Origin of the sequence: Clostridium magnum DSM 2767, from assembly GCF_001623875.1 — a bacterium.
Lineage (GTDB): Bacteria > Bacillota > Clostridia > Clostridiales > Clostridiaceae > Clostridium_AM > Clostridium_AM magnum.
In genome coordinates, this window is sequence record NZ_LWAE01000001.1 from 169,453 (window position 1) to 190,877 (window position 21,425).

A 21,425-nucleotide genomic window follows, 5' to 3' on the forward strand; every position below is an offset into this window, starting at 1 on the left:
AAAATGATGATAATGTGATCAATCCAGAAGCACATATAGATAAAACTTGTGTTTTTGGTTATTTTTAGTTTATGCAAGGGGTGAGAGTCAATGGTACATCCTGTCCAGGTTGGTAAAAGAACAAGAATGAGCTTTTCTAAACTTAAAGAAGTAGGAGATATGCCTAACTTAATAGAAGTACAATTAGATTCCTATGAATGGTTCCTAAAGGAAGGCTTACAAGAGGTATTTGATGATATCAATCCGATTCAAGATTACACAGCTAATCTTAACCTAGAATTTGTGGGTTATAAATTAGATATGGATAACATCAAATATTCAGTTGAAGAGTGTAAAGAAAGAGATGCTACTTATGCAGCACCTTTAAAGGTAAAGGTTAGATTGCTCAACAAGGAAACTGGAGAAGTAAAAGAGCAAGAAGTATTCATGGGAGATTTTCCTCTTATGACAGAACAAGGAACCTTTATAATAAATGGAGCTGAAAGAGTAATAGTTAGCCAATTAGTAAGATCACCTGGTGTGTATTATGATATGACAGTTGATAAAACAGGTAAAAAACTTTTTTCGGCAACTGTAATACCAAATAGAGGTGCTTGGCTAGAGTATGAAACAGATTCAAACGATATAATTTATGTAAGAATAGATAAAACAAGAAAATTACCTATAACTATTCTTATAAGATCAATGGGGTATGGTACTGATGCTGAAATCACTGAATGCTTTGGTGAAGACGAAAGATTAAAAGCTTCAATTGAAAAAGACAATACCAAAACTCGTGAGGAAGCATTACTGGAAATATACAAGAGATTAAGACCAGGTGAACCACCTACAGTTGACAGTGCTCAATCACTTATTGAATCTTTATTCTTTGATCCAAAGAGATATGACCTTTCAAGAGTTGGAAGGTATAAGTTCAATAAAAAGCTATCACTTCATCTTAGAATTGCTAACCAAATAGCAGCACAAGATGTGGTAAACCCACAAACTGGTGAAATACTAGTACAAAAAGGTGAAAAAATAGATAGAGAAAAAGCTGTAGAAATCCAAAATTGTGGTGTTAACGTAGTAAATATCCTTATTGAAGATAAAGTTTTAAGGGTTATAGGGAACAATTTTGTAAATATACATAACTTTATAGATTTCAATATAGATGACTTAAATATAAAAGAACTTGTTCACTACCCTACCCTAAAAGAAATATTAGATAACTACAGTGATGAGGATAGTATAAAAGAGCAATTAAGAAAAAACATACATGTGTTAATACCAAAGCACATAATAAGAGATGACATATATGCTACTGTAAGTTATGAATTAGGATTAGCTTATAATGTTGGGCATACAGATGATATTGACCACCTTGGAAACAGAAGGCTAAGATCAGTTGGAGAACTTCTTCAAAATCAATTTAGAATCGGTCTTTCAAGAATGGAAAGAGTAGTTAAAGAAAGAATGACTATTCAAGATCAAGAAGTTATAACTCCTCAGGCGTTAATAAATATAAGACCTGTAGCGGCAGCAATTAAAGAATTCTTTGGAAGTTCACAGCTTTCACAGTTCATGGACCAAACAAATCCGCTATCAGAGCTTACCCATAAAAGAAGACTTTCTGCATTAGGACCTGGAGGTTTATCTAGAGAAAGAGCTGGTTTTGAAGTTAGAGACGTTCACCATTCTCATTATGGTAGAATGTGTCCTATAGAAACACCAGAAGGTCCGAACATAGGTCTTATAAACTCACTGGCTACTTATGCTAGAGTAAATGAATATGGATTTATAGAAACTCCATATAGAAAAGTAGATAAAAAAACAGGTATAGTTACTGAAAAGTTAGTATATATAACAGCTGATGAAGAAGACGAATATCTAGTTGCGCAAGCAAATGAACCTATAGATGAAGATGGACACTTTATAGATAGTAAAGTAACAGTAAGAAGCAAAGAAGATATACTCGTAGTGCCACAAGAAGATGTTGACTTCATGGATGTATCACCAAGGCAGCTAGTTTCTGTAGCTACAGCTATGATACCATTCCTTGAAAATGATGATGCCAGCCGTGCACTTATGGGATCAAACATGCAACGTCAGGCAGTACCGCTATTAAAACCACAAGCTCCAGTTGTTGGAACTGGAATTGAGTTTAAAGCTGCTGTAGATTCAGGAGTTCTTCCTAAGGCTAAGAATGCAGGAACTGTTGTATATGTAGGTGCTAACGAAATAAGAGTAAAAAGAGATTCTGATGGTGGAATTGATGTATATAGACTTCTTAAGTTTAAGAGATCAAACCAAGGTACATGTATAAATCAAAGACCTATAGTGGATAAAGGTGAAATAGTTAAAAAAGGAACGGTATTAGCTGATGGTCCATCTACAGATCTTGGTGAGATAGCATTAGGTAAGAATATAAGAATGGGCTTCATTACTTGGGAAGGGTATAACTACGAGGATGCTATGCTTATCTCCGAGGAATTAGTTAAAAATGATGTCTTTACGTCAATTCATATAGAAGAATATGAAGCTGAGGCAAGAGATACAAAGCTCGGACCAGAGGAGATAACAAGAGATATACCTAATGTTGGAGAAGATGCTCTGAAGGATATAGATGAAAGAGGAATTATTAGAATAGGTGCTGAAGTAAGATCAGGAGATATTCTAGTTGGAAAGGTTACTCCAAAAGGAGAAACTGAACTTACAGCAGAAGAGAGATTACTTAGAGCGATATTTGGTGAAAAAGCAAGAGAAGTTAGAGATACTTCGCTTAGAGTTCCACATGGTGAAGCTGGTATAATTGTTGATGTCAAAGTGTTCACTAGAGAAAATGGAGATGAACTTCCTCCAGGAGTTAATAAGTTAGTTAGATGTTATATAGCTCAAAAGAGAAAAATATCTGTTGGAGACAAAATGGCAGGTAGACACGGTAACAAAGGGGTAATATCAAGAGTATTACCAGAGGAAGATATGCCGTTCTTACCTGATGGAAGGCCTTTACAGATATGCTTAAATCCTTTAGGGGTTCCTTCACGTATGAATATTGGGCAGGTACTTGAAGTTCATCTAGGATGGGCTGCAAGTGAGTTAGGATGGCACATTTCTACTCCAGTATTTGATGGAGCTACAGAAAGTGATATAGTTGAATGCTTAACAAAGGCAGGATATAAAGAGCATGGAAAAACTGTTTTATATGATGGTAGAACAGGTGAAGCATTTGACAATCCTGTAACAGTTGGATACATGTATATATTAAAACTTGCACATTTAGTTGATGATAAAATACACGCTAGATCTACTGGACCATACTCATTGGTTACTCAGCAGCCACTAGGTGGTAAAGCTCAATTTGGAGGACAGAGATTTGGAGAAATGGAAGTTTGGGCATTAGAAGCATATGGTGCCGCTCATACACTTCAAGAAATATTAACAGTTAAATCTGACGATGTAGTAGGAAGAGTTAAGACATATGAAGCTATTGTAAAAGGAGAGAATATACCTGAACCAGGGGTGCCAGAATCATTTAAGGTTCTGATAAAGGAATTACAAGCTTTATGTCTTGATGTAAAAGTGTTAAATGATGATAATGAAGAAATAAAACTTAGAGAATCAGTAGAAGATGAAATAGAAGATATAGGTGTTAATATAGAAGGAAATGAAGAATTTATTCCACCAACTCCAAGTGATGAGTATATAGAAAATGAGGAAGTTGAAGAAGAACTGGAAATTGATTATGATGATTTACCTTTAGATGAACTTGAAGGTGATTTAGAAATAGATGATTTTAATGATGAACATTAGGAAGGGAGGATGTACCCTTGTTTGAATTAAACAATTTTGATGCACTACAAATAGGCTTAGCGTCACCAGAAAAAATTAGAGAGTGGTCAAGAGGTGAGGTTAAGAAACCTGAGACTATAAATTATAGAACCTTAAAACCTGAAAGAGACGGATTATTTTGTGAGAGAATTTTTGGACCAATTAAAGATTGGGAATGTCACTGTGGTAAATATAAGAGAATAAGATATAAAGGAATAGTTTGTGACAGATGTGGTGTAGAGGTAACTAAAGCTAAGGTAAGACGTGAGAGAATGGGTCATATTGAGCTTGCAGCGCCTGTATCTCATATATGGTACTTTAAAGGAATACCATCACGTATGGGACTCATACTTGATATGTCTCCAAGAGCACTAGAAAAAATACTATATTTTGCATCTTATGTTGTTCTAGATCCAAAGGAAACACCATTATTAAAGAAACAACTATTAAATGAGAAAGAGTATAGAGAAGCAGCAGATAAATATGGGGAAGAAAATTTCGTAGCTGGCATGGGAGCAGAGTCTGTTAAAAGGCTTTTAGAGGAAATACACCTTGAAAATTTATCTGTTGAATTAAAAGAAGACCTAAAAAACAGCACAGGACAGAAAAAAGTAAGAATAATTAGAAGACTTGAGGTTGTAGAATCCTTCAGAAAATCTGGAAATCGACCAGAGTGGATGATTATAGATGTAATACCTGTAATACCTCCAGACTTAAGACCTATGGTTCAGCTTGATGGAGGAAGATTTGCAACATCTGACTTAAATGACCTTTATAGAAGAGTTATTAATAGAAATAACAGACTTAAAAAACTTCTAGATTTAGGTGCGCCTGACATCATTGTTAGAAATGAAAAAAGAATGCTGCAAGAAGCAGTAGATGCACTAATAGATAATGGAAGAAGAGGAAGACCAGTAACAGGCCCAGGAAATAGACCTTTAAAATCATTATCTGATATGCTCAAAGGTAAGCAAGGAAGATTTAGACAAAATCTACTAGGAAAGCGTGTTGACTACTCAGGACGTTCGGTTATAGTTGTTGGACCAGAACTTAAAATGTATCAATGCGGACTTCCAAAAGAAATGGCACTAGAATTATTCAAGCCTTTTGTAATGAAAAAGCTTGTTGAAAGTGGTGTTGCACATAATATAAAGAGTGCGAAGAGAATGGTTGAGAGAGTTCAAGCACAAGTGTGGGATGTTCTTGAAGAAGTAATAGCAGACCATCCAGTTCTTCTGAACCGTGCTCCTACTCTTCATAGACTAGGAATTCAAGCTTTCCAACCTGTGCTTGTTGAAGGTAGAGCGATAAAGCTTCATCCTTTATCATGTACAGCATATAATGCTGACTTTGATGGAGACCAGATGGCGGTACACGTTCCATTATCTGTTGAAGCGCAGGCAGAAGCTAGATTTTTAATGCTTGCAGCACATAATATAATGAAACCATCAGATGGTAAGCCAGTTGTAGTTCCTACACAGGATATGGTACTTGGTTCATATTATCTAACTATAGATAAAGATGGTGAAAAAGGTGAGGGAAGAATGTTCTCATCACCAGATGAAGTAATTATGGCATATCAACTTAGTGAAATAAGTATTCATGCAAAAATTAAAGTTAAAATGACAAAGATTAAGGATGGTAAAGAAGTAAGAGGAATAATTGAAACTACTCCTGGAAGAATAATATTCAATGAAGCTATACCTCAAGATTTAGGATTCATTGATAGAAGCAATCCAGAAAATGAGTTTAAGCTAGAGGTTAATTTCCTTGTTACCAAGAAAAATCTTGGAAATGTTATAGATAAGTGTTATATGAAGCATGGTGCAACAAAGACATCTATAATGCTTGATTTAATAAAAGCTAAAGGCTATCACTATTCAAGTATAGGAGCTATAACGGTTTCTACATCAGATATGGTGGTTCCAGAAGCTAAGAAGAGATTACTTGCTGAAGCGGATGCTGCAGTTGATAAGATTGAAAAGATGTATAGAAGAGGATTCATATCAGAGGAAGAAAGATATGAAAGAGTTATAGAAAAGTGGACTAAAACTACTGAAGATGTAGCAGATGAGCTTATGAGTAATTTGGATAAATTTAATCCAATATTCATGATGGCAGATTCAGGGGCCAGAGGTTCAAAGAGTCAGATCAAACAGCTTGCTGGTATGAGAGGTCTTATGGCTAACCCATCTGGTAAGATTATAGAATTACCTATAAGAGCTTCATTTAGAGAAGGTCTTGATGTAATTGAGTATTTTATATCAACCCATGGAGCTAGAAAGGGTAATGCCGATACAGCTTTAAAAACAGCAGACTCTGGATACTTAACAAGAAGACTTGTTGATGTAAGCCAAGATGTAATAGTAAGAGAAGAAGACTGCGGAAGTAATGAAGGTTTTGAAGTTTCTGAAATAAAAGAAGGTAATGAAGTAATAGAAAGTATAGCGGAAAGACTTACAGGAAGATATCCAGCTGAAGATATTATACATCCACAAACTGGCGAAGTATTAGTAGTAAGAAATACTTATATGGACCCTAAAATAGCTGAGATGGTTCAAGATGCAGGTGTTAAGAAGATTAAGATTAGATCTGTATTCACATGTAAATCAAAGCATGGAGTATGTTCTAAGTGTTATGGAATGAACATGGCTACCGCAGAAAAGATTAATATAGGTGAAGCCGTTGGTATAGTAGCAGCACAGAGTATAGGAGAACCGGGTACTCAGCTTACAATGAGAACCTTCCATACTGGTGGAGTTGCTGGATCAGATATTACACAAGGTCTTCCTAGAGTTGAAGAGTTATTTGAAGCTAGAAAGCCTAAGGGTCTAGCTATAGTAAGTGAAGTTGCTGGAACTGTAAGAATGGAAGAAACTAAAAAGAAGAGAACAATTTCTGTTATCACAGAAGGCGGCGAAGAAGTTACTTACGATATACCATTTGGTTCAAGACTGAAGGTATCTAATGGGGATGTAATCGAAGCTGGAGATGAAATAACAGAAGGATCTGTTAACCCACATGACGTTCTAAGAATTAAGGGTGTTCTTGGTGTTAAAAATTATCTTTTGTCAGAAGTTCAAAAAGTTTATAGACTACAAGGTGTTGATATTAATGATAAGCATCTTGAAGTTGTAGTAAGACAAATGACTAGAAAAGTTAAAATAGAAGAATCAGGAGATACAGAGTTATTACCTGGTACTATGATTGATATATTTGATTTTGATGAGGCAAATGAAAAAGTTATAGCTGAAGGTGGAAGTCCTGCTCAAGGTAGAATCGCTTTACTTGGTATAACTAAAGCAGCACTAGCTACAGATTCATTCCTTTCAGCAGCATCATTCCAAGAGACTACAAGAGTTCTTACTGATGCAGCTATTAAGGGAAAGATTGATCCATTATTAGGATTGAAAGAAAATGTTATAATTGGTAAGCTGATACCAGCAGGTACAGGTATGACAAGATACAGATCTATCAGAATAAACACTGAAAGAGAAATAGAGGAAAAAAAGTTAAATAATGAATTGCAAGCTTAGCGTTTAATTTATTGACATAGTAGTGCTAAAATGATAAAATACATCTGTATGTTTCAAATGGAGACAAAGTTTTTAATCTTTGTCTCTGTAGCACTGTAAGGGGGAACAGAGATTATGGTTTACAGACTTGAGGGAAACAAAGTTGTCGGTGTAAAGCAAACCATAAAAGCTATAAAAAATGGTGTTGTAAAAACAGTATATATAGCAAAGGATGCTGATAACAAGTTATTACAGTCAGTAAAGGTATTAGTTGATGAAAATTCCCTAGAACTAGTATATATAAATACTATGAAGGAATTAGGAAAACTCTGTGGAATAGATGTTGGAGCTGCTACAGCTGCAATACTAAAAGAGTAGTTTTCCAAGTTTAATTGCTTACAGATTAAATTAACATAAATTTTCAATATGTAAGTCTTGGGATTAATTATGGCAATATGCCTAATTAGCTCATATCTTTGAAGGAGGTGTAAACATGCCAACTATAAGCCAATTAGTAAGAAAAGGCAGAAAGACAGTAGGTACAAAATCAACAGCACCAGCACTAAAGGAATGTCCTCAAAAAAGAGGAGTTTGTACAGTAGTAAAAACTACAACACCTAAGAAACCAAACTCAGCGTTAAGAAAAATTGCTAGGGTTAGATTAACAAATGGTTTCGAAGTTACTGCATACATTCCAGGTGTAGGCCACAACTTACAAGAGCACAGCGTTGTTCTTATAAGAGGTGGAAGAGTTAAAGACCTTCCAGGTGTTAGATACCACATAGTAAGAGGCGCATTAGACTCAGCTGGAGTAGCTAACAGATTACAAAGTAGGTCAAAATATGGTGCTAAAAGACCAAAACAAAAATAGGTTTTGGTTAAATTAAGTTGAAAAGTGGTGCGATGTCTTCAGCATTTATATATAGATTTTATAAATAATCTGCAGAAGTACAGAGCGCTTTACGGTTAAGTGCATTATAAAGTAAGCAGTTAATCGAGTACCGATGAACTTAAAAGTTTTAAATTGTTAAGGAGGGAAGAAAAGTGCCAAGAAAAGGACATATAGCTAAAAGAGATGTATTACCAGATCCAATGTACAATAGCAAGGTTCTAACAAAGTTTATAAACAACCTAATGGAAGACGGTAAAAAAGGGGTTGCACAAAAAGTTTGCTATGCTGCTTTTGATATAATCCGTGAAAAAACAAGTAAAGAACCAATGGAAGTTTTTGAAGAGGCAATGAATAATGTAATGCCACTACTTGAAGTAAAAGCAAGAAGAATAGGTGGTGCTACATATCAAGTTCCTATGGAAGTTAGACCTGAAAGAAGACAGACTCTAGGAATAAGATGGATGCTTGCTGCAGCAAGAAAAAGAGGCGAGAAGTACATGAGAGACAGACTTGCTGGAGAATTAATGGATGCTGCTAACAATACTGGCGCAGCTGTTAAGAAAAGAGAAGATACTCATAAAATGGCTGAAGCTAATAAAGCTTTTGCACATTATAGATATTAATATTAAAAACTGTTTTGGTATTGACCAAAACAGTTTTGTCAAATTTAAAATTCATATTCAAGGGAGGAAACTTAAGTGGGAAGACAATATCCATTAGAAAAGTTCCGTAATATCGGAATAATGGCACACATTGACGCTGGTAAAACTACAACAACTGAACGTATACTTTTCTACACTGGAAGAACTCATAAAATAGGAGAAGTTCACGAAGGTCAGGCTACAATGGACTGGATGGTTCAAGAGCAAGAAAGAGGTATAACAATAACTTCTGCAGCGACTTTCTGTATGTGGAAAGGTCACGCTGTAAACATAATAGATACACCAGGACACGTGGATTTTACAGTAGAAGTTGAAAGATCATTAAGAGTTCTTGACGGAGCAGTTACTGTACTAGATGCAAAAGGCGGAGTTGAGCCACAAACAGAAACAGTATGGAGACAGGCGGATAATTACAAAGTTCCTAGAATGGTTTATGTAAATAAGATGGACTCAACAGGCGCAGATTTCTTTATGTGTGTAAACATGTTAAGAGATAGACTACACTGTAATGCAGTTCCAATTCAACTTCCAATAGGAGCAGAAGATCAATTCAAGGGAATTGTAGATCTTGTAAAGAATGAAGCAATAATATATGAAGATGATTTAGGAAAAGTTCTTGATACTGTTGAAATACCAGCAGAATTAAAGGATAAGGCAGCTGAATACAGAACGGCTTTAATGGAAGCAGTAGCTGAGCAAGATGAAGAATTAATGATGAAATATCTTGAAGGAGAAGAGCTAACTGAAGAAGAAATAAGAGGAGCTCTTAGAAAAGGTGTTATAGCAAATACTATAGTACCAGTTACATGTGGATCATCATATAAAAATAAAGGCGTTCAGCCAATGATAGATGCTGTTGTTGACTATATGCCATCACCAGTTGATATTCCAGCAATTAAGGGTACAAATCCAGATACTGGTGCAGACGATGAAAGACCAGCAGATGATAATGCACCAATGTCAGCATTAGCATTTAAGATTGCAACTGACCCATTTGTAGGAAGACTTGCATTTACAAGAGTTTATTCTGGAGTTATGAAGAGTGGTACTTATGTATACAACTCAACTAAAGGAAAGAAAGAAAGAATAGGAAGACTTGTTAAGATGCATGCAAATCATAGAGAGGAAGTTGAAGAACTTCTTGCTGGTGATTTAGGAGCAGTAGTTGGATTAAAAGAGACTACTACAGGTAATACTCTTTGTGATGAAGCAAATCCAATCGTTCTTGAAAGTATGGAATTCCCAGAACCAGTTATAGACGTTGCTATAGAGCCAAAGACTAAAGCTGGTCAAGAAAAGATGGGTATAGCATTAGCTAAGCTTGCTGAAGAAGATCCAACATTTAGAACATTTACTAACCAAGAAACAGGTCAAACAATTATATCAGGAATGGGTGAGCTTCACCTTGAAATAATTGTTGATAGACTTCAAAGAGAATTTAAAGTTGAATGTAACGTTGGTAAACCACAAGTTGCATACAAAGAAACAATTAAGAAGACTGTTAAGGCTGAAGGTAAGTTTGTTAGACAATCCGGTGGACGTGGTCAATACGGTCACTGCTGGATAGAAATGATACCTACAGAAGAACCATATTCATTTGAAAATGCTGTTGTTGGTGGAGCTATTCCAAAAGAATATATCTCACCAATTGATAATGGAATTAGAGAAGCTGCAGATACAGGGGTAGTTGCTGGATATCCAGTTATTAACTTCAAAATCAGACTTGTTGATGGTTCATATCATGATGTTGACTCATCAGAGATGGCATTTAAGATAGCTGGTTCTATGGCATTTAAGAATGCAATGGCGAAAGCAACTCCAGTATTACTTGAACCGATGATGAAAGTTGAAGTTGTAATACCAGAAGAATATATGGGAGACGTAATGGGAGACATTAACTCAAGAAGAGGAAGAGTTGAAGGTATGGACCCAAGAGCAGGTGCTCAAGTAATAAGAGCTTTTGTACCACTTTCAGAAATGTTTGGTTATGCAACAACTTTAAGATCAAGAACTCAAGGTAGAGGAGTTTACTCAATGGTATTTGATCATTATGAAGAAGTTCCAAAGAGTATTCAAGAACAAGTTACAGGAAGCAAAAATAATTAATTATAAATAGATTACTTAAATTTAAGGAGGAATACAAAAATGTCAAAAGCAAAATTTGAAAGAAATAAGCCACACGTAAACATAGGAACAATAGGACACGTAGACCATGGTAAGACAACATTAACAGCAGCAATCACAACAGTATTATCAAAAAAGGGATTTGCAGAAGCATTTGATTATGCTGCAATAGATAAAGCGCCAGAAGAAAGAGAAAGAGGAATCACAATCAACACAGCACACGTTGAGTATGAAACAGAAAACAGACACTATGCTCACGTTGACTGTCCAGGACACGCTGACTATGTAAAGAACATGATAACAGGAGCAGCGCAAATGGATGGAGCAATACTAGTTGTAAGTGCAGCAGATGGTCCAATGCCACAAACAAGAGAACATATACTACTAGCATCAAGAGTTGGAGTACAATATATAGTAGTATTCTTAAACAAAGCTGATATGGTAGACGATGCTGAATTATTAGAGTTAGTTGAAATGGAAGTTAGAGAATTACTTAGCGAGTATGATTTCCCAGGAGATGATACACCAATAGTTGCAGGATCAGCATTAAAAGCATTAGAAAACCCAACAGATGAAGAAGCAATAAAGCCAATAATGGATTTAATGGATGCAGTAGATAGCTATATCCCAACTCCAGAAAGAGCAACAGATAAGACATTCTTAATGCCTGTAGAAGATGTATTCACAATCACAGGAAGAGGAACAGTTGCAACAGGAAGAGTTGAAAGTGGAATATTAAAAGTTGGAGACGAAGTAGAAATCGTTGGATTAAAAGAAGAAAAAGGCAAAACTGTATGTACAGGAGTAGAAATGTTCAGAAAGCTTCTTGATCAAGCGATGGCAGGAGATAACATCGGAGCATTATTAAGAGGTGTTCAAAGAGATGATATCGAAAGAGGTCAAGTATTAGCAAAACCAGGTTCAGTTCAACCACACAAAAAATTCGTAGGTCAAGTATACGTACTTAAGAAAGAAGAAGGCGGAAGACACACACCATTCTTCGATGGATACAGACCACAATTCTATTTCAGAACAACAGACGTTACAGGATCAATCAAATTACCAGATGGAATGGAAATGGTTATGCCTGGAGACCACATAGACATGAAAGTTGAATTAATCACTCCAGTAGCAATGGATGAAGGATTAAGATTCGCTATAAGAGAAGGCGGAAGAACTGTTGGTTCAGGAGTTGTTACTACAATATCTGAGTAATTAGATGTTAAACTAAAGGCCTTTAAAGTTAAGAAATGGAAAAGGAAAGAGGACGCTCTTTCCTTTTTATAAAGTTGCTTAAAGTTAAAAAAATGTGCTTGTCAAAAATAAAAATATATTGTATAATTAAGAAGTTGTAAAGTGATAACAGCGATGAGGCAAGAGGTTGCCGGGCTTCCGGGTAATTCTTGACTGAGTATGCTAGGGTCTTGAACCAGGCGACGGGGGTTCTGTGTTTAGTGTTGCTTTGATTTAAAACATGCAACGCGTGGAACAGTTTACAGAATACATCCGCTGTTGTACGTAGGAAGTAAAGCGTGCATGAAAAGGAGGGAAATAGTAATGGCAAAACAAAAAATAAGAATCAGATTAAAAGCTTTTGATCACAATATATTAGATCAATCAGCTGAGAAGATTGTAGAAACTGCAAAAACAACTGGAGCGAAGGTAGCAGGTCCAGTGCCACTACCAACTGAAAAAGATATTGTAACAATATTAAGAGCTCCACATAAATATAAAGACTCAAGAGAGCAGTTCGAAATAAGAACTCACAAGAGACTTATCGATATAATAAGTCCATCACCAAAAACTGTTGATGCTTTAATGAGACTTGATTTACCAGCAGGCGTTGATATTGAAATAAAATTATAATTGTAATAGATACTACTATTACTAACTATTATGATCGCTAAGGCGATCCGCTAATATGTTGAGGAGGTGCAAGATAATGAAAAAAGGTATACTAGGTAGAAAACTTGGTATGACTCAAATATTTGATGAAAACGGAAAAATAATTCCTGTTACAGTAATTGAAGCAGGCCCATGTGTGGTTGTTCAAAAGAAAACTGTAGAAAAAGACGGATATGATGCTATACAGGTAGGATTTGATGATATAAGAGAAAAACTTGCTAACAAACCTAAAAAGGGACATTTTGCTAAAGCGGGTGCTTCTTTAAAGAGATTTGTGAAAGAATTCAGACTTGAAGACACAAGCTCATATGAAGTTGGTCAAGAAATAAAAGCAGACGTATTTGCTGCTGGAGAAAAAATTGATGTTTCTGGAATATCCAAAGGTAAGGGATTCCAAGGTACAATCAAGAGATGGAATGGACACAGAGGACCTATGTCTCACGGATCTAAGTTCCACAGAGCAGTTGGTTCTATGGGAGCTTCATCAAGTCCATCAAGAACATTTAAAAACAAGAAATTACCAGGACATATGGGTAATGTAAATACAACAGTATTAAATCTACAAGTAGCTAAGGTTATGCCTGAAAAGAACATAATATTAATAAAAGGCGGAGTACCAGGACCTAATAAAGGCTTTGTAGTAATAAGAAACTCAGTTAAAGCTTAAGTTTCGGTAGAAAGGAGGATGCAGAATGCCTACAGTAGGATTATTTAACAAAGAAGGTCAAAAAGTTGGAGATTTTCAACTATCAGATAATGTGTTCGGAGTTGAAGTAAATCAATATGCTTTACATCAAGTAGTTGTTGCTTTACTTGCAAACAAAAGACAAGGAACTCAATCAGCAAAAACAAGAGCTGAAGTTTCTGGAGGCGGAATTAAGCCTTGGAGACAAAAAGGAACTGGTAGAGCAAGACAGGGTTCAACAAGAGCACCACAATGGATTCATGGTGGTATGGTTTTTGCTGTAAAACCGAGAAGTTACAGAACTTCTGTTCCAAAATCAATGAGAAGATTAGCTATGAAATCTGCTCTTACAAGCAAAGTTAACGATAATGAAATTTTTGTTTTAGAAAGTTTAGAACTAGACGCTCCAAAAACAAAGGAAATTGTAAAAATGTTAACAGCATTAGATGCAAAGAAAACATTAATCGTTACTGCTGAATCAAATGAAAATGTATATAAATCAGCAAGAAACATAGAGGGAGTTGCTGTATTACCAGTAAATAACTTAAATGTTTATGATTTATTAAAATATGAGAACCTTATAGTAACTAAGGAAGCTGTATCAAAAATTGAGGAGGTGTATGTATAATGAAGCTAACTAATTATGATATCATCAGAAGACCAGTTGTTACTGAAAAAAGTATGGCTTCTATGAGTGAAAAAAAATACACCTTTATAGTTGATATACATGCTAATAAGTCAATGATAAAAAGAGCTGTTGAAGATGTATTCGGAGTAAAAGTAGAAGACGTTAAGACTGCTAGATATATAGGAAAAACTAAAAGAGTTGGCGTACATGTTGGAAAAAGACCTGACTATAAGAAAGCAGTTATTAAGTTAGCTGAAGATAGCAAGTCAATAGAGTTCTTTGAAGGTATGTAATAAAATAAAGCAGTTATTGGCTAAAAGCCAGATAAGCTAAAAGAAGGAGGGAATACCGAAATGGCAGTTAAAGGTTTTAGACCTACTACCCCTTCAAGAAGAGAAATGACAATGAGTACTTTTGAAGAAATAACTACAAATGTACCTGAGAAATCACTTCTTGTTGCTAAAAAGAGAACTGGTGGTAGAAACGCAAACGGTAAAATAACAGTTCGTCATATTGGTGGCGGAGCGAAACAAAAGTACAGAATAATAGATTTCAAGAGAAATAAAGATGCAGTACCTGCAAAGGTAGCAACTATAGAATATGATCCAAACAGATCAGCATACATAGCTCTTGTAGTTTATGCAGATGGTGAAAAGAGATATATAATAGCTCCAGTTGGATTAAAAGTTGGAGATGTTATAGTTTCAGGACCAGACTCAGATATAAAAGTTGGTAACTGTCTTCCGATGAAGAACATACCAGTTGGTACAGTTGTTCATAACGTTGAGTTATCAATAGGTAAGGGAGCACAGCTTGTTAGATCAGCTGGAACTTCAGCTCAGCTTATGGCTAAAGAGGGAGACTATGCTACTTTAAGATTACCAAGTGGTGAAATGAGATATGTTAGAATAGAATGTAGAGCAACTATAGGAACAGTTTCTAACCTAACACATGAAATCATTAATATTGGTAAGGCTGGTAGAAAGAGACACATGGGTATAAGACCAACAGTAAGAGGTTCTGTAATGAATCCTAACGACCATCCACACGGTGGTGGTGAAGGTAAATCACCTATAGGACACCCAGGTCCACTTACTCCATGGGGTAAACCAGCACTTGGATATAAAACAAGAAAACATAAAAAATATTCAGATAGATTTATCATTAAGAGAAGAAATACTAAATAGTAGGAAGAGAATATTTTATTCTCTTCACTAACTATTAATCTCATTGTATGAAGGGAGGCCAACAAAGTGAGCAGATCAGTTAAAAAAGGACCTTTTGTTCAAGAAGCACTTTTAAAAAGAATAAACGAAATGAATAAGGCTGGGGAAAAGAAAGTTGTAAAGACTTGGTCAAGAAGTTCAACTATATTCCCACAAATGATCGGTCATACTATAGCAGTTCATGACGGAAGAAAACATGTGCCTGTATACATATCAGAAGATATGGTGGGACACAAATTAGGAGAATTTGTGTTAACTAGAACTTATAAGGGTCATGTAGCTAAAACTGAAAGATCATCAAAAGCAAGATAACTCAGAAAGGAGGTAACATACAATGGAAGCTAAGGCTATAGTTAAATACGTAAGAATGTCCTCAATGAAAATAGGGATTGTTCTTGATTTAATAAGAGGAAAGAATGTTAATGAAGCTTTTGCTATATTAAAATATACTCCAAAGGATGCAGCTGAGGTTGTTTACAAACTTCTTAAATCAGCTGTTGCAAATGCAGAGAACAATCTGAACCTAGATAAAGCTAACTTATATGTTGCGGAAGCATATGCTTGTCAAGGACCAACATTAAAGAGATTTAGACCACATGCTCAAGGTAGAGCGTTTAGAATAAAGAAGAGAAGTAGTCATATAACTCTAGTAGTTAAAGAAAGAGCTTAAGAAGGAGGGAAACAGATGGGACAGAAAGTACATCCACATGGCCTAAGAGTTGGCGTTATTAAAGATTGGGATGCTAAATGGTATGCAGATAAGAAGAATTTTGCAGATAATCTAGTTGAAGACAACAAAGTTAGAGAATTTGTAAAGAAAAAGACTGCTGCTGCTGGAGTTTCAAGAATTCAAATTGAAAGAGCAGCTAAAAGAGTTAAATTAAATATACACACTGCTAAACCTGGTATGATAATAGGAAGAGGCGGTTCAGGAATAGATGCTTTAAAAGCTGAAATAGTAAAAATGGTTGGAGAAAAGAACGTTTTAATCAACATAGTTGAAGTTAAAACTGCAGAGTCAAATGCTCAGTTAATGGCTGAAAGCATAGCACAACAGCTTGAAAAGAGAATTTCATTCAGAAGAGCTATGAAACAGACAATTCAAAGAGCAATGAAGACTGGTGTTAAGGGAGTTAAAACTGCATGTGCAGGAAGACTTGGTGGAGCTGAAATAGCAAGAAGTGAATCTTATCATGAAGGTACAATTCCACTACAAACACTAAGAGCCGATATAGATTATGGATTTGCTGAAGCAGATACAACATACGGGAAAATTGGTGTAAAAGTTTGGGTATACAAGGGAGAAGTACTTCCTACTAAGAAAGTTGTTCAAAGCAAGGAAGAAGCTAACGCATAAGGAAGGAGGAATATGACATGTTAATGCCTAAAAGAGTTAAACATCGTAAGGTACAGCGTGGCAGAATGAAGGGTAAGGCTACAAGAGGTAATTTTATAGCATACGGAGATTATGCTATACAGGCTACTGAATGTGGATGGATTACTAGCAACCAAATAGAATCTGCCAGAATAGCTATAAATAGATATATCAAAAGAGGAGGAAAACTTTGGATAAAGATTTTCCCAGATAAACCAGTAACAGAAAAGCCAGCTGAAACTCGTATGGGTTCCGGTAAAGGTTCACCAGAATACTGGGTAGCAGTTGTTAAACCAGGTAGAGTATTATTCGAACTATCAGGAGTTAACGAAACAGTTGCAAGAGAAGCTATGAGACTTGCAATGCATAAGTTACCTATTAAGACTAAGTTCGTTACAAGAAGAGATTTTGAAGAAGTGGGTGGTGAAATCAATGAAGGCTAAAGAATTGCAAGAATTAAGACAAAGCAGCCCTCAAGATTTGCAGGCAAAACTTGATGATCTTAAGGCGGAATTATTTAACTTAAGATTTCAGTTAGCTACAGGTCAATTGGAAAACCCAATGAGAATAAGAGAAGTAAAAAAATCTATAGCCCAAATTAAAACCATCCTTAGAGAAGAAGAACTAAGGGCGTTTGAACAGTAGGCTGAAAGGAGGTTTGTCCTGTGGAAAGAAATAATAGAAAGACAAAAATAGGTAGAGTCGTTTCTGATAAAATGGATAAAACTGTAGTAGTTGCTGTAGAAACAAAGGTTCGTCATCCTTTATATGGCAAGACAGTTAACAGAACTACAAAATTTAAGGCTCATGATGAAAATAATGAGGCTCAAGTTAATGATAGAGTTTTAATAATGGAAACAAGACCATTATCAAAAGATAAGAGATGGAGACTTGTAGAAATAGTAGAAAAGGCTAAATAGTTAGAAAGCTGAAAGGAGGGTATTTTCAATGATTCAGCAACAAACATTGTTGAAAGTTGCAGATAATTCCGGTGCTAAGGAAATTATGTGTATAAGAGTATTAGGTGGATCCACAAGAAAGTGGGGAAACATTGGAGATATAATAGTTGCTAGCGTTAAAAGTGCAACACCAGGCGGTGTTGTTAAAAAAGGTGACGTTGTAAAGGCAGTTATAGTAAGATCAGTTAAAGGATTAAGAAGAGCAGATGGATCATACATCAGATTTGATGAAAATGCTGCTGTTATAATAAAAGACGATAAGCAACCAAAGGGAACTCGTATCTTTGGACCAGTTGCAAGAGAGCTAAGAGATAAAGATTTTACAAAAATATTATCATTAGCACCTGAAGTTCTATAGAATAAGGAGGTGGCTATAATGGCAACAAATAAGATGCACGTTAGAAAAAACGATACGGTTATGGTTATATCCGGAAAAGATAAAGGTAAAACAGGTGAGGTTTTATCAGTAATGCCTAAAACAGGCAAGATAATCGTTAAGGGTATAAATGTAGTAACAAAACATCAAAAACCAAATAGAGCTAATATGCAGGGCGGAATAATTCAAAAAGAAGCTCCAGTATATAGTTCAAAAGTAATGTTATACTGTGATAAATGCAAATCAGTAACAAGAATAAGCCATAAATTACTAGAAGATGGAACTAAAGTTAGAGTTTGTAAAAAGTGCGGAGAAACATTCTAATCTTTGAAAGGAGGGCTACAAATGACTTTAAGATTACAAGAAAAATATGAAAATGAAGTAGTTAAAGCTTTGATGGATAAATTCGGATATAAGAATATAATGGAAGTGCCAAAGCTTGAAAAAATAGTTATAAACATGGGTGTTGGAGAAGCAAAAGATAATCCAAAAGTTCTAGAATCAGCAGTAAGTGATTTAACAATCATTACAGGACAAAAACCAATCTTAACTAGAGCTAAGAAATCTATAGCTAACTTCAAGATAAGAGAAAACATGGCTATAGGTTGTAAAGTTACATTAAGAAAGCAAATGATGTATGAGTTTGCTGATAAGTTAATGAGTGTTGCACTACCTAGAGTTAGAGATTTCTCTGGTGTTTCAGATAAAGCATTTGATGGAAGAGGAAACTATTCATTAGGAATTAAGGAACAGTTAATATTCCCTGAAATAGAGTATGATAAGATAGATAAAGTAAGAGGTATGGATATAATCTTCGTTACAACTGCAAAAACAGACGAAGAAGCAAGAGAATTATTAAGATTTCTTGGTATGCCATTTGCTCAAAAATAAGGAGGGAAAAACGTGGCACGTAAGGCTTTAATAGAAAAATGGAATAAAGAACCTAAATATTCAACTAGAGCTTACACAAGATGCAGAATATGTGGAAGACCACATGCTGTATTAAGCAAGTTTGGAATATGCCGTATTTGTTTTAGAGAACTAGCATACAAAGGTGAAATACCTGGATGTAGAAAAGCAAGTTGGTAATCTTAGTTATTGATGAAAGGAGGCACAATAAATGGTAATGACTGATCCTATAGCAGATTTACTTACGCGTGTAAGAAACGCAAACATAGTTAGACATCAAGTAGTAGAAGTTCCTTCTTCAACTATAAAGAAGGCTATATTAAATATAATGCTTCAGGAAGGATACATAAAGGATGTAGAGGAATATACCGATGGTTCCGTAAACATGCTAAGACTTTCAATGAAGTATGGTCAAAATAAAGAAAGAGTTATAACAGGACTTAAGAGAATATCTAAGCCAGGTTTAAGAGTTTACTGTCAAAAAGAAGAAATTCCTAAAGTATTGAACGGACTTGGAATTGCTATAATATCAACTTCAAAGGGAATTGTTACAGATAGAGAAGCAAGAAAACTTGGAGTAGGTGGAGAAGTACTTTGCTACCTTTGGTAGTAAGTATAATGAATCACAGGTAGATTAGTAAATGATACTTATTCAAAGCCTGGAGAAAATACAGAAAGCATAACAAAGCATATTTGTTATGAGCTTTTTAGGAATACAGGAGGTGTAATCATGTCAAGAGTAGGAAAGCTTCCAATAGCTGTACCAAATGGCGTAACGGTTACAGTAACACCAGATAACGTTGTTACTGTAAAAGGACCTAAAGGCCAACTTGTTAGAGCTATGAGAACTGAAGTTAAAATAACTGTTGAAGATAATGCAGTAGTAGTTACAAGAGACAATGATCAAAAGCAAACTAGAGCTCTTCATGGCTTAACTAGAGCTTTAATTAATAATATGGTAGTTGGAGTAACTGAAGGATATGCTAAAACATTAGAATTAGTAGGTGTTGGTTACAGAGCTCAATTACAAGGTAAGAAATTAGTTATGAATCTTGGATATTCACATCCAGTTGAAATAGAACCAGTTGAAGGTGTAACATTTGAAACACCTGCTGCTACAAAAGTTATTGTTAGAGGTATCGACAAAGAACTAGTTGGTGCTGTTGCAGCAGATGTAAGAACTTGGAGAAAACCTGAACCTTACAAAGGAAAAGGAATCAAGTACGATAACGAAGTTATAAGACGTAAGGAAGGTAAAACTGGTAAGAAGTAATAGAAAGGAGTGACCTTTATGTTTAATAAAGATGACAGAAAAAAGGCAAGAGTAAGACGTCATTTAAGAGTTCGTAAGAAAGTTTCTGGAACGACTGAAAGACCAAGACTTGCAGTTTATAGAAGTGAAAAAAACATATATGCTCAAATTATAGATGATATAAACGGAATCACTTTAGTTTCTGCTTCAACCTTAGATAAAGAATTCGAAGGATTAGGAAGCAATAAGGAAGCAGCGAAAGTTGTTGGCGAAACAGTAGCTAAGAGAGCTATTGAAAAAGGAATTAAAGAAGTTGTTTTTGATAGAGGCGGATACGTATATCATGGAAGAATACAGAATCTTGCAGAAGGCGCAAGAGAGGCTGGCTTGCAGTTCTAGAGAAGGAGGGAAATAAATGAGAATCGATCCTAGCACTTTAAATCTTAAAGAAAAAGTTGTATTTATAAACAGAGTTGCTAAGGTTGTTAAAGGTGGTAGAAATTTTAGATTTAGTGCCCTTGTCGTTGTTGGTGACGAAGAAGGTCATGTTGGTGTAGGAACTGGTAAATCTATAGAAATACCTGAAGCAATCAGAAAAGCAGTAGAAGATGCTAAAAAGAATTTAATAGAGGTTCCAATAGTTGGTACAACAGTACCACATAATATAGCAGGTGAATTTGGTACTGGTAAAGTACTTATAATGACAGCTTCAGAAGGTACTGGAGTTATCGCTGGTGGTCCTGCAAGAGCAGTACTTGAGCTTGCTGGATTAAAAGACGTTAGAGCTAAGTCATTAGGTTCTAATAACCCAAGAAATATGGTTAATGCTACTTTAGACGGTTTATCAAGATTAAGAACAGCAGAGCATATTGCAAGTCTTAGAGGTAAATCCGTTGAAGAGATTTTAGGTTAGGAGGGAATGACCTTGGCTAAACTTAAAATAACTTTGAAAAAGAGTTTAATAGGAAGAAAAAAGGACCACATTGCTACTGTTAATGCTTTAGGATTAAAGAAAATAGGCAAAACTGTAGAACATGAGGAGACTCCTCAAATCAGAGGTATGATAAATAAAGTTAGCTATCTTCTATGTGTAGAAGAGGCATAATACAG

Annotated in this window: 27 protein-coding genes; all 27 read left to right on the plus strand. The window is 35.4% G+C overall.

Annotated features, from left to right (window positions below):
- The first annotated feature begins 90 nt into the window (after positions 1-90).
- On the plus strand, positions 91-3,789 hold the full coding sequence (gene rpoB, locus CLMAG_RS00940) for a DNA-directed RNA polymerase subunit beta (protein WP_066616631.1): 3,699 nt from the start codon (positions 91-93) through the stop codon (positions 3,787-3,789).
- Positions 3,790-3,806: 17 nt separating this feature from the next.
- Positions 3,807-7,343: a DNA-directed RNA polymerase subunit beta' gene (rpoC, locus tag CLMAG_RS00945; RefSeq protein WP_066616634.1), complete on the plus strand. Its 3,537-nt coding sequence runs from the start codon at positions 3,807-3,809 to the stop codon at positions 7,341-7,343.
- Positions 7,344-7,457: 114 nt separating this feature from the next.
- Positions 7,458-7,700: a ribosomal L7Ae/L30e/S12e/Gadd45 family protein gene (locus tag CLMAG_RS00950; RefSeq protein ID WP_066616637.1), complete on the plus strand. Its 243-nt coding sequence runs from the start codon at positions 7,458-7,460 to the stop codon at positions 7,698-7,700.
- Positions 7,701-7,815: 115 nt separating this feature from the next.
- A complete protein-coding gene (gene rpsL / locus CLMAG_RS00955; RefSeq protein ID WP_066616640.1) occupies positions 7,816-8,193 on the plus strand; it encodes a 30S ribosomal protein S12 in 378 nt (125 codons plus the stop codon).
- Positions 8,194-8,366: 173 nt separating this feature from the next.
- Positions 8,367-8,837 carry a 30S ribosomal protein S7 gene (rpsG, locus tag CLMAG_RS00960; RefSeq protein ID WP_066616643.1) on the plus strand — a complete coding sequence of 157 codons (471 nt, stop codon included), beginning with the start codon at positions 8,367-8,369 and terminating at the stop codon, positions 8,835-8,837.
- A 75-nt stretch (positions 8,838-8,912) separates the two neighbouring features.
- On the plus strand, positions 8,913-10,982 hold the full coding sequence (gene fusA, locus CLMAG_RS00965) for an elongation factor G (protein ID WP_066616646.1): 2,070 nt from the start codon (positions 8,913-8,915) through the stop codon (positions 10,980-10,982).
- Between the two features lie 39 nt (positions 10,983-11,021).
- Positions 11,022-12,215 carry an elongation factor Tu gene (tuf, locus tag CLMAG_RS00970; RefSeq protein WP_066616609.1) on the plus strand — a complete coding sequence of 398 codons (1,194 nt, stop codon included), beginning with the start codon at positions 11,022-11,024 and terminating at the stop codon, positions 12,213-12,215.
- A gap of 342 nt (positions 12,216-12,557) precedes the next feature.
- Positions 12,558-12,866, plus strand: coding sequence for a 30S ribosomal protein S10 (rpsJ, locus tag CLMAG_RS00975; RefSeq protein WP_066616649.1), 309 nt, complete (start codon positions 12,558-12,560; stop codon positions 12,864-12,866).
- 76 nt (positions 12,867-12,942) lie between these two features.
- A complete protein-coding gene (gene rplC / locus CLMAG_RS00980; RefSeq protein WP_066616652.1) occupies positions 12,943-13,572 on the plus strand; it encodes a 50S ribosomal protein L3 in 630 nt (209 codons plus the stop codon).
- 25 nt (positions 13,573-13,597) lie between these two features.
- The gene (rplD, locus tag CLMAG_RS00985; RefSeq protein ID WP_066616656.1) at positions 13,598-14,218 is read left to right on the plus strand and encodes a 50S ribosomal protein L4; all 621 of its coding nucleotides are present in this window, start codon (positions 13,598-13,600) and stop codon (positions 14,216-14,218) included.
- Positions 14,218-14,511, plus strand: a complete 294-nt coding sequence (rplW, locus tag CLMAG_RS00990; RefSeq protein WP_066616658.1) for a 50S ribosomal protein L23 — start codon at positions 14,218-14,220, stop codon at positions 14,509-14,511. The genes rplD and rplW overlap by 1 nt, the downstream gene beginning before the upstream one ends.
- Before the next feature lie 60 nt (positions 14,512-14,571).
- Complete coding sequence (gene rplB, locus CLMAG_RS00995; protein WP_066616661.1) at positions 14,572-15,405, plus strand: 50S ribosomal protein L2; 834 nt, start codon at positions 14,572-14,574, stop codon at positions 15,403-15,405.
- A 66-nt stretch (positions 15,406-15,471) separates the two neighbouring features.
- Positions 15,472-15,756: a 30S ribosomal protein S19 gene (gene rpsS / locus CLMAG_RS01000; protein WP_066616663.1), complete on the plus strand. Its 285-nt coding sequence runs from the start codon at positions 15,472-15,474 to the stop codon at positions 15,754-15,756.
- A gap of 22 nt (positions 15,757-15,778) precedes the next feature.
- Positions 15,779-16,114, plus strand: coding sequence for a 50S ribosomal protein L22 (gene rplV / locus CLMAG_RS01005; RefSeq protein WP_066616672.1), 336 nt, complete (start codon positions 15,779-15,781; stop codon positions 16,112-16,114).
- 15 nt (positions 16,115-16,129) lie between these two features.
- Positions 16,130-16,801 carry a 30S ribosomal protein S3 gene (gene rpsC / locus CLMAG_RS01010; protein WP_066616674.1) on the plus strand — a complete coding sequence of 224 codons (672 nt, stop codon included), beginning with the start codon at positions 16,130-16,132 and terminating at the stop codon, positions 16,799-16,801.
- A gap of 17 nt (positions 16,802-16,818) precedes the next feature.
- Positions 16,819-17,262 carry a 50S ribosomal protein L16 gene (rplP, locus tag CLMAG_RS01015; RefSeq protein ID WP_066616676.1) on the plus strand — a complete coding sequence of 148 codons (444 nt, stop codon included), beginning with the start codon at positions 16,819-16,821 and terminating at the stop codon, positions 17,260-17,262.
- Positions 17,252-17,464: a 50S ribosomal protein L29 gene (rpmC, locus tag CLMAG_RS01020; protein WP_066616679.1), complete on the plus strand. Its 213-nt coding sequence runs from the start codon at positions 17,252-17,254 to the stop codon at positions 17,462-17,464. The genes rplP and rpmC overlap by 11 nt, the downstream gene beginning before the upstream one ends.
- Positions 17,465-17,484: 20 nt before the next feature.
- Positions 17,485-17,739 carry a 30S ribosomal protein S17 gene (gene rpsQ, locus CLMAG_RS01025; RefSeq protein WP_066616681.1) on the plus strand — a complete coding sequence of 85 codons (255 nt, stop codon included), beginning with the start codon at positions 17,485-17,487 and terminating at the stop codon, positions 17,737-17,739.
- Positions 17,740-17,767: 28 nt separating this feature from the next.
- Positions 17,768-18,136, plus strand: coding sequence for a 50S ribosomal protein L14 (rplN, locus tag CLMAG_RS01030; protein WP_066616682.1), 369 nt, complete (start codon positions 17,768-17,770; stop codon positions 18,134-18,136).
- An 18-nt stretch (positions 18,137-18,154) separates the two neighbouring features.
- A complete protein-coding gene (gene rplX, locus CLMAG_RS01035; protein WP_066616684.1) occupies positions 18,155-18,478 on the plus strand; it encodes a 50S ribosomal protein L24 in 324 nt (107 codons plus the stop codon).
- Between the two features lie 21 nt (positions 18,479-18,499).
- The gene (rplE, locus tag CLMAG_RS01040; protein ID WP_066616685.1) at positions 18,500-19,045 is read left to right on the plus strand and encodes a 50S ribosomal protein L5; all 546 of its coding nucleotides are present in this window, start codon (positions 18,500-18,502) and stop codon (positions 19,043-19,045) included.
- Positions 19,046-19,057: 12 nt separating this feature from the next.
- Positions 19,058-19,243, plus strand: a complete 186-nt coding sequence (locus CLMAG_RS01045) for a type Z 30S ribosomal protein S14 (protein ID WP_066616686.1) — start codon at positions 19,058-19,060, stop codon at positions 19,241-19,243.
- A 31-nt stretch (positions 19,244-19,274) separates the two neighbouring features.
- On the plus strand, positions 19,275-19,673 hold the full coding sequence (gene rpsH / locus CLMAG_RS01050) for a 30S ribosomal protein S8 (protein ID WP_066616694.1): 399 nt from the start codon (positions 19,275-19,277) through the stop codon (positions 19,671-19,673).
- Positions 19,674-19,793: 120 nt separating this feature from the next.
- Entirely contained in the window at positions 19,794-20,336 is a 543-nt protein-coding gene (rplF, locus tag CLMAG_RS01055) for a 50S ribosomal protein L6 (protein WP_066616695.1), read from the plus strand.
- 18 nt (positions 20,337-20,354) lie between these two features.
- Entirely contained in the window at positions 20,355-20,714 is a 360-nt protein-coding gene (gene rplR / locus CLMAG_RS01060) for a 50S ribosomal protein L18 (protein WP_066616697.1), read from the plus strand.
- Positions 20,715-20,730: 16 nt separating this feature from the next.
- The gene (gene rpsE, locus CLMAG_RS01065; RefSeq protein ID WP_066616700.1) at positions 20,731-21,228 is read left to right on the plus strand and encodes a 30S ribosomal protein S5; all 498 of its coding nucleotides are present in this window, start codon (positions 20,731-20,733) and stop codon (positions 21,226-21,228) included.
- A 12-nt stretch (positions 21,229-21,240) separates the two neighbouring features.
- The gene (gene rpmD, locus CLMAG_RS01070) at positions 21,241-21,420 is read left to right on the plus strand and encodes a 50S ribosomal protein L30 (RefSeq protein ID WP_066616703.1); all 180 of its coding nucleotides are present in this window, start codon (positions 21,241-21,243) and stop codon (positions 21,418-21,420) included.
- The last annotated feature ends 5 nt before the right edge of the window (positions 21,421-21,425 follow it).